Origin of the sequence: Thalassoglobus sp. JC818, assembly GCF_040717535.1 — a bacterium.
Classification (GTDB): domain Bacteria; phylum Planctomycetota; class Planctomycetia; order Planctomycetales; family Planctomycetaceae; genus Thalassoglobus.
This window is the reverse complement of the sequence record NZ_JBFEFI010000002.1, coordinates 712,317-724,440: the sequence shown is the minus strand read 5'-3', so window position 1 is coordinate 724,440 and position 12,124 is coordinate 712,317. Positions and strand designations below refer to the sequence as shown.

General features: G+C 52.2%; 9 protein-coding genes. 3 read left to right on the top strand and 6 right to left on the bottom strand.

From position 1 onward, the window contains the following. Positions 1-313: 313 nt before the first annotated feature. Together AB1L42_RS07255 and AB1L42_RS07250 are read left to right on the top strand one after the other, a co-directional pair. Entirely contained in the window at positions 314-1,357 is a 1,044-nt protein-coding gene (locus AB1L42_RS07255; RefSeq protein WP_367052939.1) for an MBL fold metallo-hydrolase, read from the top strand. Between the two features lie 380 nt (positions 1,358-1,737). Further along, on the top strand, positions 1,738-2,337 hold the full coding sequence (locus tag AB1L42_RS07250) for a hypothetical protein (protein ID WP_367052937.1): 600 nt from the start codon (positions 1,738-1,740) through the stop codon (positions 2,335-2,337). Positions 2,338-2,526: 189 nt separating this feature from the next. Here AB1L42_RS07250 and AB1L42_RS07245 read toward each other — a convergent pair whose 3' ends face one another. Further along, positions 2,527-4,101 (bottom strand): 2-isopropylmalate synthase, encoded by a 1,575-nt coding sequence (locus AB1L42_RS07245; protein WP_367052935.1) that lies wholly within the window; start codon positions 4,099-4,101, stop codon positions 2,527-2,529. Positions 4,102-4,870: 769 nt separating this feature from the next. Between AB1L42_RS07245 and AB1L42_RS07240 the strand changes: the two genes are divergently transcribed. After that, positions 4,871-5,284, top strand: coding sequence for a 6-carboxytetrahydropterin synthase (locus tag AB1L42_RS07240; RefSeq protein ID WP_367052933.1), 414 nt, complete (start codon positions 4,871-4,873; stop codon positions 5,282-5,284). Between the two features lie 24 nt (positions 5,285-5,308). Here AB1L42_RS07240 and AB1L42_RS07235 read toward each other — a convergent pair whose 3' ends face one another. The 5 genes from AB1L42_RS07235 to AB1L42_RS07215 form a co-directional block, all read right to left on the bottom strand. After that, a complete protein-coding gene (locus tag AB1L42_RS07235) occupies positions 5,309-6,025 on the bottom strand; it encodes an SOS response-associated peptidase (protein ID WP_367052931.1) in 717 nt (238 codons plus the stop codon). A gap of 179 nt (positions 6,026-6,204) precedes the next feature. Continuing rightward, positions 6,205-7,641 (bottom strand): aldehyde dehydrogenase family protein, encoded by a 1,437-nt coding sequence (locus AB1L42_RS07230; protein ID WP_367052929.1) that lies wholly within the window; start codon positions 7,639-7,641, stop codon positions 6,205-6,207. Then, a complete protein-coding gene (locus tag AB1L42_RS07225; protein ID WP_367052927.1) occupies positions 7,634-7,777 on the bottom strand; it encodes a hypothetical protein in 144 nt (47 codons plus the stop codon). Before AB1L42_RS07225 ends, AB1L42_RS07230 begins: the two co-directional genes overlap by 8 nt. A gap of 179 nt (positions 7,778-7,956) precedes the next feature. After that, positions 7,957-9,258 carry a DUF1501 domain-containing protein gene (locus tag AB1L42_RS07220; RefSeq protein WP_367052925.1) on the bottom strand — a complete coding sequence of 434 codons (1,302 nt, stop codon included), beginning with the start codon at positions 9,256-9,258 and terminating at the stop codon, positions 7,957-7,959. Between the two features lie 133 nt (positions 9,259-9,391). Then, the gene (locus AB1L42_RS07215; RefSeq protein ID WP_367052923.1) at positions 9,392-12,085 is read right to left on the bottom strand and encodes a DUF1549 domain-containing protein; all 2,694 of its coding nucleotides are present in this window, start codon (positions 12,083-12,085) and stop codon (positions 9,392-9,394) included. Positions 12,086-12,124 lie beyond the last annotated feature (39 nt).

The window sequence follows — 12,124 nt, the reverse complement described above, 5'->3', positions numbered from 1 at the left end:
TGGGGTCGCATCCCGTGTTGTTCTCTCATTCTTAACGGATCGTCTGCGAGATGTCTATCCCTTTTTGAGGGTGAGCTCCCGACATTCGCTCGCGATCGCCTTCACATCTGGAGCAGCTTGGGCTGAGACGTTCTGCTCGCATTTGTTGCATTTTAACACAGGATTCGCCAATCTCAGAACTCCAGCTCGCTTCAGTGAGGACGCTTTATGAATTCGTGTTCTCAGTTTCGCACGAGCAAGACAATAGACCATCCAGTCTCACTGTTGATGCTCGTGCACTGATCGAGAGCGATGTGCTCGAGGAGGATTTCCCATGCGTTTCCGGATGTTCATTTCCACTTGCTGCTTCAGTCTGCTCGTCTCGATTGCTCAAGCAGGAGAAGAGAACCAGCATCTCGACATCTACTTCATCGATGTTGAAGGCGGTGCAGCAACTCTCATCGTGACACCCGCTGGCGAATCGATTCTCATCGACTCAGGATATCCCGACAACAATGGCCGAGACCGGGATCGGATTCTGGAGACGGTCAAACTTGCCAACCTCGACCATATCGATCACGCAGTCGTTTCTCACTGGCACGTCGATCACTATGGAAACCACGCGACACTTTCCTCGTTGATCCCCATCCATAACTTCTGGGATCGCGGGATTCCCGATGCTCTTCAGGAAGATAAAAACTTCGACACCCGCATCGCTGACTACCGGGCAGCGACACAAAACCAGTCGAACACATTGAGAGCGGGCGATCACTTTGAACTCGACTCCAATGGAACGCCGTTGTCAGTCACCGTTCTGACTGCCAGCCGCAATGTTATTCCGAACTCTGGCGAACCGAATCCCTTCGCCTCGGAAAGTGAAGACCGTCCGAGAGATGAATCTGACAACGCTTGCAGCTTGAGCCTGCTGTTTGAGTTCGGTGACTTCCGCTTCCTCTGCTGCGGCGATTTGACATGGGAAATTGAAGCCAAGCTGATGACTCCAAACAACCCGGTCGGAACAGTGGACCTGTTCATGGTGACACATCACGGATTGCCCACCAGCAACAATCCCGTACTCGTCAAAGCCCTCGACCCCACTGTCGCTGTCATGTGCAATGGCCCAACCAAGGGAGGCCATCCCGATTCGATCGCCACTCTTCAGTCATGTCAGTCGCTCGAACATCTCTACCAGCTGCATCGCAACGTCAAACTCGACGCCGATGCTCAAACGCCTGCCGAGTTCATCGCCAACTCAGAGCCAACCGAGAATTGTGATGGAATTGGAGTCAAGGCAAGCGTTCGTCCTGACGGGTCCAGTTATACCGTTCAAATCGGAAACGATGGGAAGCTGACCGAGTACAAGACACGAAAGAGATAGAGCAAGTTGCTCTTTCCTGTGCACTCGCTTGCGCTGTTTCACAAGTTAAAACACTGTGCTTGCTCGTGCGAGATCGTGCATACGAAATCAGAATATGCTCAAGTCGTAGCGATTGTGCGATTCGGGAGACCAATTCATCACAATCAATTTGTGACTGTTGAAGCAATGGGCGAAACTCTTCGACAGCCCCTCTCAAAATGAGTCGCGAAATTTGCGCCTCGCTCAGAAGATCACAGACTTCACGATCAGATGTGGTACGTTTGAATAACTCACCACTTTGCCGCTTCGCTCACTCCGAAGCGGCGACCATGAATGTCCTGTCGCGGCAGATCTAATCTGTCGCGACAGTTCTATTCACCGGTTATCGAAAGTCTGAACCTATGCTCAGGAACCTGACTCCCCTCGCTCTTGCAACTCTTCTTTGGATCACTGGACCCACTGATTCCGCTTCTTCAGAAGAGACCACGCACCCCGTTCAGCAATCGAATCATCAGATTCGTTCCCACAAGCAAATTCAGTCAAATCAGGTTGGGCCAGGTTGGTATTTCCGCTGTGCTCCATGTGAAAACGGCTGGGAGGTAAACCCGGTTCCACCACGAGTCGCACCTCGTGAACTTCCTCTGGCTTCAATGCCCAGACCTGTTCCCCCATCAGGAACAATCGGCCGCACCTATCAGATGATTTCGCGACCTGTCCCTGTGGAGAAACATCCGCGAACAGGCATGCTGGACGTCTATATCAACGGCGCTTACGAAGTGATTGTGCACGACATGAATTCACCGCGGATCGAGCAAAACATCGAAGGTTTTCGCGACGCAGAAGATGAGAACGTCTGGCACTTTGAATCCAACCCACTCTATCCCGGTCTCGATCACATTTACCGAGTGCAGGCAACATTCAAGAACGACGACGGAAGCGATTGGACTGATGCCCGCTACGTCCGCCTCATTATGGGCCGAGTCGTCGATCTCGACTTCTAAAGCATGTCGCTCTTTCCTATTCGCTCGCTTGCGCCGTCTCACTCATTCGAAAGCTGAGTTAGCTTGTGGGAGTCAGTTAAAACGAGTGTGGAGAAACCACCCAGTGAGATTCGAATTAACTTCGAATCCCGCGAATCAGGCGGTTCCTCACAACACTCATTGAACTGACAATTGTTTCGGGACCACTCTTTAGAGTCCCTTCTCTTCGCTCTTTCTTCTTCCACGAGTGCGAGAAAGTGATTTATTCAATGCCTGCAAGTAGCTGTAGGCACTCGCTTCGATCACATCTGTGCTGACTCCCTTTCCGTGGAAATTCAGCCCGTCAACGTCGATCGAGAGGCTGACTTCGCCGAGTGCGTCTTTTCCACTGGAAACACTTCGAACCGAGTAGTCAGTCAGCTTCGCAGTCACTCCTGTGATACGTTCGAGACATTTGAACGCGGCATCCACGGGACCATCACCCGTCGCTGCATCCTGCACAACTCGTCCGGTCTCATGCTCAAGCTCGATTGTCGCTGTCGGAATCGTGCCTGTTCCACCGAGAGTGTGGAAGTTTTTGATCGACCATTCCTGCTCAATCAAAGCACTCGACTGATTGTCGACAAGTGCAATGACATCCGAGTCGTAGATTTCCTTCTTCTTGTCCGCCAAAGCGATGAAAGCGTCAAAGACTTTCTGGAAGTCTTCATCTTTCAATGAGAATCCCAACGTTTCAATGCGATCACGGAAAGCGTGTCGCCCACTATGTTTTCCGAGCACGAGATTCTGGCCGACATAGCCGACATCTTCTGGCCGCATAATCTCATACGTCGTCCGTTCCTGGAGCATTCCATGCTGATGGATTCCGGACTCGTGAGCGAATGCGTTTTGACCAACAATCGCTTTGTTCCGTTGCACAGCCATTCCGGTCACATTCGAAATGAGTCGACTCGTCGGGTAGAGCTTCTTGGTATTGATCTTGGTCTCAACCTTGAAATAGTCCTGACGTGTCTTCAACGCCATAACCACTTCTTCCAGAGCAGCATTCCCAGCACGTTCTCCCAATCCATTCAACGTACATTCAATCTGTCGAGCCCCAGCTTCCACGCCTGCCAAACTATTGGCAACTGCCAACCCGAGGTCGTTGTGACAATGGGTGCTGATGACCGCACGATCGATGTTGGGAACGTTCGCTTTTAAGTAGGAAATCACAGTCCGAAAATGGTCTGGTGTGGCGTAGCCAACGGTATCCGGAATGTTGACAGTTGTGGCTCCCGCATCAATCGTTTTTTCCACAACCTCGCAGAGGAAATCGAGTTCCGTTCGTGAAGCGTCTTCAGGTGAGAATTCGACATTCGGAACTGTGATGTCGCTGCGAGTCGCCATCTGATCGCTCGCATACTTCACCATCTCGACAGCCCGACGGATAATTTCCTCCTTGGCCATCTTCAATTTGAACTCACGGTGAATCGCACTTGTGGCGAGAAAGACGTGAATTCTGGCGTTCTTGGCGTGCTGCAAAGCTTCCCAGGCGCGATCAACGTCTTCTTTTCGACAACGTGCCAAAGCACAAATCGTCGACTGCTCTCCATACATCTCCGCAATTTTCTGAACAGCCTCGAAGTCGCCTGGGGATGCAATCGGGAACCCTGCCTCGATCACATCGACTCCAAGTTCCACCAGCGCTTTCGCCACCTCAAGTTTTTCAGCAGTGTCCATGCTGCAGCCCGGAGATTGCTCTCCATCACGGAGAGTGGTGTCGAAAATGGTAATCGTGTCAGACATTGTGTCCCTTTCGGTGGACAATCGGGTTCTGAAAAATCACTGGTGCGAAGACTCGCAGAAAACGGAAATCAGGAAACAAAAAAACCCTGAGGCTTCGGAAAGCCTCAGGGTGAAATGGTCTGTCTATAATATCAGAGCATCAGCCTAAGACCTCCGGAGAGGAAGTAGACCTAGTAGCAGGTTGATCGAAATGGCGGATGCGTGATTCATAGGTATGAGATTAGATCGATGATTGAGCGGCGTCAAGTTTGACTCCAATCCTTTCGAAGGGAGCCACTCGACAAAACGTACAGCCTTACATTGATGTTTTCGGTCTGAAATTGACCGACTCTTCATCTGACTGCGAAAATTCAACGCTTTTCTGGACCCAAACCTCCAGGAACAAGTTCGCAGTGATTTCCGGAAAAAACGCGACTCAATCGCCGTCACGACTGAAAACTCAACGAAAATTCGCGGCTTCTTTCGATTCCGTTCTTGCGATTGAGGATCATCAACGGTTTCAGAGCGTCCGTGAATTCGAATCTGTTTGAATAAACCAACCGCGCCGCTTTCAGCCTGATTGTTTATCTCAAGAGACTGAGATTCCCAGCAGAATTGCAGAGTTTGTCGACGCAATTGGTTTCCAAACTTGCTCTCTGAGATCGCACCCGCCACATTGCACGCCTGTTTGAGTCGTGAGTTTCTCGAGCCTACAATTTTGTGAGTTCCCGTTCGTCACCACGGAACCTGAACCGACTGCCTTTAGATACGCATTGAATGGACTGCCGACATGTTTCGCGTCACGCAGGAAATTGACTTCTGTTACGGTCACCGCCTGCTCAATTACGACGGGAAGTGCAAACACCTGCACGGCCACAATGGGAAAGCCGTGATCGTCCTCCAGGGAGAGAAATTGGACGATCGCGGGATGTTGATCGATTTCACCGATATCAAAAGACGTGTTCGATGCTGGATCGAAGATAATCTCGACCATCGCATGATCCTCTGCGAACGCGATCCCATTCTCCCCTTTCTGATGGAGCAGGGAGAGCCCCTGTTCGTCATTCCTGACAATCCGACCGCAGAAAACATCGCAAAGCTCATTTACGAGCAAGCACGAGAACACGGGCTGCCAGTTCTCGAAGTCAGCCTCTGGGAAACCGTCCGGTCATGCGCAACGTATTCACAAGAGTCATCTCATTGAGATACCCAATACAAGCACGATTCGTCAGTTCTGTGAGAGCGGAATCAAACAGTCAGGCGTTTCGTTGCGGGCATTGTTGACTGTCGAAGAAATCGGGACCGCCTCAAAATTCTCCCACTCAAATGGCTGAATAAGCTCATTCAGCGCGGTCGGTTCGACTTCGTGATCAAGCCACACAGCTGCTGATTCTTCATTTAGAATCACCGGCATTCGGTCATGAATGGATGACATAAACGAGTTGGCCGCAGCTGTCAAAATGGTAAACGAGAGAATCTCTGACGGCTCATCTGAATCCGGTCCGGCAGTCTGCTTCAGAACTTCCCACAACCCCGCCATCACGAATGGAGAATCGTCCGTCTGATGGATATGGAACGGTTGTTTTTCCTTCCCGTTGCGTTTCCATTCATAGAATCCGCTCGCGGGTATGAGGCATCTTCGCCGCTTGAAAGCAGTACGGAACGACGGTTTTTCGGCGACGGTCTCCGATCGGGCATTGATCATCTTCGCCCCGATTCGCAGATCTTTGGCCCAGGACGGAATCAGTCCCCACCGCATTGGAGTCACAACGGGAGATCCGGACTCACCGAGGTGACAGACAATCGACTTTTGAGTGGGAGCGATGTTGAACCGGGTCAAGCAGGAATCGAACTCGTCAGGCTTGGAGCGTATCCCCTGCTCCGTTGTCCCAAAGAGCGATTCCAAATCGGCGGCGGTGATTCGAAGATTAAAGCGACCGCACACAAGTTCTCTCCACAGTTGTCATCGCGAGAGCGGCATCCGTGCCTCACAGACTTACCGGTGCAGGACTCTCACACTCCACATTCACTCACTTGGATCATTTTTGATTTGCTCGGCACTCACTCGCACGAGCAAACTGAGCCTTGTACTCGTTGAAACAGCCCAAGCGAGTGCAAGTTGCTTTAGTGAGCGGGAGGTGGAGAATTTTGGAAGGCTCGGTTTCGGAACATGAAATCGATGATGTTCCCTTCGTGCGGCTGGAGCCAATTGAGCTGCATCGTTTTCACCGGGCCGATGTTCAGGCGATCGATGTTGGTTGCATCCAGCAGTTGCCGCGACCAGTTTTCGTCCTCGGTGAGCACGCTGCAAACCAGAGTGGATCCGATTGTGCGAATCATTTTGTCTTGCGGGCATTCAACGACCGAAGCGAACGGGAACATGTACTCACTGTTCGCCAGGAAAGGCTCCGGGCTGCTGCAGTGGACAATCGTCGGTCGAAGAAAGTCGAATCGCTCTTCGGAGACCCAACGATCTCCATCCCGATATTTGGCAGTCACTTCCGTAACACCGTGCTCGCCGAGTTTCTCCTCGATCTGATCATTCATCGCTTCAGCCACACCTTTCGTTGTGAAGGCGGCGAGCGAAGCGTTCGGATCGGTCATCGGAAGCGGCGCGACAGGGCCAAGCTTCTCGGCAATCGCCTGAGCAATTTCTTCAGTGTGGCGAGAAGCCCAGATGCCTGAGGCATTAATACAACTTCGTCCGGAGTTCGCGAAAATGCTATCGACGAGGAGATCCAAGTGGTCTTCCCAACGATCCACCATGTCGTCGCCAATCAAGACTTTAGAAAACCCTGGACCATGTGCCTGGACACGTGGGTTCGCCGCGTATTGATCGATGGTCTGCTGGCCTCCGAAAATCATCGACCGCTCACAAGTTTCCATCAGAGCCGCCCCGCATTCGCGAGGTCCGGGGTACAGGCAGAAGACTTCCGCCGGAATCCCAGCTTCGACCATCGCTGCGAACATTCGGTATGGGGTCCACGGCTCCTGAGATCCCGGCTTGAGCACCAATCCCAGCTGCAACGGAATCAGCGGCAGCCAAAGCGTATGCACTCCCGGTGAGTTGTTCGGAAGAACGGCACCCAGCACAGGAGCTGTTGCCTGATAGCTGACCATGACACCTCGATCTCCCATCCCGTAACCGCGAGAGAGAATTTCGAAAGGCAGACCACGAGTCAGAGCTTCCAGAACTTCTTTCATGTGCTGCATCACGAATGCATTCTTCTTCATGTTGAATGCACACATGTGTTCGGGAAGTCCGGTCGTCGCTGATTGAATCCGACAGAAATCGGCAGGCGACTGAACTCCGTTTCCGAGCGGGAGTTCGGCCGACATGAACAACTCGCCAGCTTTCGCACACATCTCGCAAAGCTGTTCGATGGAGAATTCTCGAAGGCGATTTCTCGCATTCGCAGCTTTTCGCATGTCCATCTTGATCAAACCGCCGTTGGCTTGATCCATTTGCGCCAGTTCTTCGCCCGTTTCAAAGTGGACGACAGGAGCTTTGTCCATTGAGGTGTACGGTTTTCCCCAGCGAATTACGGGAATCTCAAGCATGTTCGACGACTTTCAGAAGATGGCTGGCAGCCAGCGGGAAATAAAACAATTCAACCTGTTCTCTCAGAACATCGTAGGAGTTTTCGACCGGTTGCCAAGTCCCCCGTCGTTCAACGAGCCCAGTCGCTCGCTTCATTCAGTTCTCGGTCGGCAAATCGGCAATTCGCGAGATCCGGAAAATTGGAACTGCACGACCGTTTGTTCACGAGTCAATCGGCAAAACAACGCGACCCCGCCAAAAGTCTTCTGGCAGGGTCGCGATGAGAATTTCAATTGAAATGCAGGCTAAACAGTGTTCGATGGAATCAGAAAGTCCTAGACGAACAACTCTTCGATGACGTTGCCTTCGCGGACAATCATCACTGGACGACCTGTGTTGGTGTGATATTCCTTCGTGTGGTCGATTCCGATGTTGTGATAGAACGATGCGGCGACATCATCGGGCGTGAAGCCATCGTTGAGAGGCTCCGTCGCTTTGTCGTCGGACTGTCCAAGCACTCGGCCGCCAGAAATTCCGCCACCGGCCATCAGCATGAACATGCAGCGAGGATAGTGGTCACGTCCGCCGCGTTCCTGATTAATCTTCGGAGTACGTCCGAATTCACCAGTCACATAAACAGCAGTCGATTCCAGAAGACCTTTTTGCTCCAGGCCATTCAAGAGGCCAGAGAGTCCTTCGTCCAAACTTGGAAGGAGATTGGTCTTCAGTTTGTCCCAGTTGTCGCGATGTGTGTCCCAGCCACCGGTTGAAACCGTGACGAACCGCACGCCGGCTTCGACAAGTCGAGTCGCCAGTAGACAGCTCTGACCGAACGCGCCTTCGCCATACTGGCTCGCGAACTGCGGATTCTCAAGACTCACATCGAAGGCGTCTCTGGCACGCTTCGAAGTAATCATCGAGTAGGCCTGCTGTGAAAATCGATCGAGTCCATCGAGCAGTTGATTGTCTTTCTCGAAGCCAGCGAACGTGGTGTCGAGACTGTTGAGCAAGCTCTGTCGCTTCTCAACATCCGAAATCGTCAATCCGCTTCCGAGTGAAATTCCACGCACAGAATATGGACGTCCTGCTTGCGGAGTGGAGTTGGTATGAAGTGGAGCGTACTTCACGCCGAGATACCCCGGTGTCTGAGTCGAACGCGGGATGGAAACAAACGGAGGCAAGTCTGCTGGTCCGCCGAGTTCGCGGGTCACAATTGCTCCGTAACCCGGAAACTCCAATGAGGGCAACGGACGATTTCCTGAGTTGACGTACTCTGATCCCAGTCGGTGTGCAGCGAGTGTGTGGCTGACGCCTCGAAGAATCACGAACTTGTCCATCGAAGACGCAAGCTTCGGGAGGTGCTCCGAAATTTCGATTCCCGGAATCTTCGTCTGAATCGGTTGGAATTCCCCTCGATATTCATCGGGGGCATCAGGTTTCAGATCGAAGGTGTCCATGTGCGAAGGACCACCGGGAAGATTGATGAAAATCGCCGACTTGGCTTTCGCAGCCTGGTTGACCTGTCCGGCTTCGCTCATCTTCAAGAACGACCCCAGCGACAGAGAAGAAGCACCCACTGCCCCTACTCGTAGAAAATCGCGTCGCTGCATCCCGTCGCATGTCTTATGAATCGCCATAGTTTCTGTTCCTGTTGAAAAGTTGAAATCAACTGGTGAATGATGTTCGCGGTCAGTAAATCTTTATGAAATCAGTTAACGCAGACTCACCAAGCATGGCCCCGTCTTTCGAAGCCATGCTTGGAAAAGATGACTAGTGGTTAACGAGAAACTCTTTCGTGTTGAGGAGTGCCCACATCAGGTCTTTGATCCCTGCGTTGAGGTCTTCCGAGTCTTTCAAGTGAGCCATGGCAATGGTCTGCTCAGACTCGCTTGGGAATCGACTGACAGTCCGCAGGTAAGCTTCCTCGATCAGTGCGTTGAGGTCTTGTTGTGATTTCTTACCTTCATTCGCAGTTGGTTCTGCGGTGAGCGGAAGAAGCTGAAGTTCAGTGGCTGCCAGTTGTTTCTCAAGTTTTGTGACCTGACCTTTACTGCCAGCTTTCTCGGCCTTCTTCAATTGGCGCTGCAACTGAGCCATGCGACGTTCGAGGTTTTCGACTTTCCGCTTGACACCCGCGTCTGCCGCTTTTTCCTGCGACTGACGGCTCAAGCTGGCCAGCCATCCGTTTCGATCATCGAGCATGTTCAGCGTGTCATCATCGTTTCGAACGAAGAGCGTCTGCAGAAGACTTGCTTCCGAAGAACGATCGCAATCGCAATTGCTCTCTCGAGTTGAACGTCCAAAGACTGACAACGCGTAATCGATGCCGCCTCGGGCATTACGAGGTGGAGATGTTTGAGTCAGTGCTCGGCCGTCGAGATCGTTCGTGAAGAGTTCAGCACGATCGTCGTTCAACGTCGCCATGGTAATTGCATCGTAAGCGACTTCGGCGGGGAGTCGTCGAGGGACTGCCCGACTGAAGTTTCGCTCATCATGAATGTTTGTCTCGGTCGGTTTCCATGAGCGTTGGTAGGTGTCGGAGAGGCAAATCTCCCGATGGACCCACTTCATGTCATATCCACTGTCGATGAATCCCTGTGCGAGATAGTCCAGCAATGGACCGTTGCTGGGAGGATTCCCCAGCGACAAATCATCTGTCGGCTCGACAATTCCCCGGTTGAAGTAATTCGCCCAGACACGATTCACGAATGCCTTTGCGAAGAGTTGAGTTGGACTCTGTCGAAGCCAGTCCATCAAGGCAGTCCGCGGATCGTCGATGTTGTCGACATCCACAGTCTGTTCCCCAAGCAGTCGGGCCATTTTGCCTGTAGCTTGTGCTTTCTTACCCTTCGCTTTTGCTTCCGCGATTTTCTTCTTTTGAGCACCGGTCAAGCGCGGCGTTGAGATCGTCAGCTCCGGAAACGGAATGGTCTTGCCATCTTTCAAGGCTTTTTCCATTGCCCGTCGTTGTTCGTTTCCGTTGAGGTCTTTGAGACCAAGTTCCTCGACGATCTCGTTGTACTCTTTGCGGTCCGCTCCGTTTCGAGCAAAGTTCACGCGAGTGAAGAACTGTTCAAACTCCTGAAAATCTTTCTGAGTCCACACATCGAACGGATGCTTGTGGCACTGAGCACACTGAATTCGCGTGCCCATGAAGGTGTAAGCGAAACCAATCGCGCGGTCTTCAGTCGCCCGAAAGTTGTTACGTCCCCAGAAGTAAATCAGTCCGTCCTGATCAGCATACGAAGCGTCTTCATCGCGGGCGTAGCTACTCATTCTCTCGCTGTATTCGCGATAATTCTCGCCGGGTTCCCGACTATTGGCGATCACGATGTTCTCAACGATCTGATCGTAAGGAACGTTGTTTTCAATCCGTTTGTAGATCCAGTCGTACCAGTCTTCACTGCCTCGCTGACGGTTAGAAGGATTGACATTATTGAGCGCCTGATCGTTGCAGCCCGTCCAGTCGCAAAGCTGTGTTGTCCACCAGGCTGAGTAGGCTGGTGAGTCGAGCAACTCATCGATTTTTCGCTCGCGTTTGTCAGCGGACGAATCCGCGAGGAACTCTCGAACTTCTTTCGCAGTCGGAAGAGTTCCGGTCATGTCGAGGCTGACTCGACGAAGGAATTCGGCGTCGGTACAGACATCGGAAGGAATGATTCCCATCTTGCTCAGCTTGTTCACGACGTGCTCATCAATGGCCGTCGTCGCTGCGAGTTCAGGGAAGTTGCTGCCTGTCTGATCGGAAACCGGGCGGAGAACTGGAATCGGAACAACTGCCCCGTCATAGGCGACGACAATATGCGAGTCGCCCACCTCTCCAGAACTGACGACGCCATCTTCATCAACCTGACAGATCGTTTCGTCGTTTGTCGTATATCGACACAAGCAAGTCACGTCTTCTTCGGTTCCGTCAGCCCAAACCGCAGTCACCGACAGTGGTTGATTTTGATTCTTATTCGAAAACTGAATCTCTTTGGGTGATACAACCAGAGCGTTCAACTTCAGCGGAGTCTTGACCCCTTTTGCTCCGCCTTCGATCCACTTCAGGAAAACAGTATGTTCCCACTCCCCGACATCCATTCTCTTGCCACCTTCGTGTGGCTCAATAAGAGTCGGCTTCTGAAGCGCGTAGCTGTCCAGCGGTTCGTCTGTATCAATCCGATCAGACAGCCCTTCGTGATCCATTTCGAAGTCGTACCCGAACAGCGAGAGGCGAAATCCCCCCTGCCCCTGGAACGAGCCGTGACACGCACGACCGTTACAGCCCAGACGTCCCATGAGTGGAACAACGTGCTTCTGAAAGTCCGGAATCTCAGAAACATCTGGCGACTGAAAACGATCTCGCAGACTTGCGATCACATCGTCAGCGTTCGACTCCTGAGTTGCTCCGAAGAGCATGGCTCCGGCTAATGCCAGAATCGAAAAGAATCTGAACTTCGGTCTTAGGGTAGGGCGCTTCATAGAGGGTCCTCTGTTATCTCAAGCGATCAGCAATCCGGA

Bases quoted from the DNA above. Each gene is read 5' to 3' on its own strand.
- AB1L42_RS07255 (WP_367052939.1), top strand. From the start codon at position 314: ATGCGTTTCCGGATGTTCATTTCCACTTGCTGCTTCAGTCTGCTCGTC.
- AB1L42_RS07250 (WP_367052937.1), top strand. From the start codon at position 1,738: ATGCTCAGGAACCTGACTCCCCTCGCTCTTGCAACTCTTCTTTGGATC.
- AB1L42_RS07245 (WP_367052935.1), bottom strand. From the start codon at position 4,101: ATGTCTGACACGATTACCATTTTCGACACCACTCTCCGTGATGGAGAG.
- AB1L42_RS07240 (WP_367052933.1), top strand. From the start codon at position 4,871: ATGTTTCGCGTCACGCAGGAAATTGACTTCTGTTACGGTCACCGCCTG.
- AB1L42_RS07230 (WP_367052929.1), bottom strand. From the start codon at position 7,641: ATGCTTGAGATTCCCGTAATTCGCTGGGGAAAACCGTACACCTCAATG.
- AB1L42_RS07225 (WP_367052927.1), bottom strand. From the start codon at position 7,777: ATGAAGCGAGCGACTGGGCTCGTTGAACGACGGGGGACTTGGCAACCG.
- AB1L42_RS07220 (WP_367052925.1), bottom strand. From the start codon at position 9,258: ATGGCGATTCATAAGACATGCGACGGGATGCAGCGACGCGATTTTCTA.
- AB1L42_RS07215 (WP_367052923.1), bottom strand. From the start codon at position 12,085: ATGAAGCGCCCTACCCTAAGACCGAAGTTCAGATTCTTTTCGATTCTG.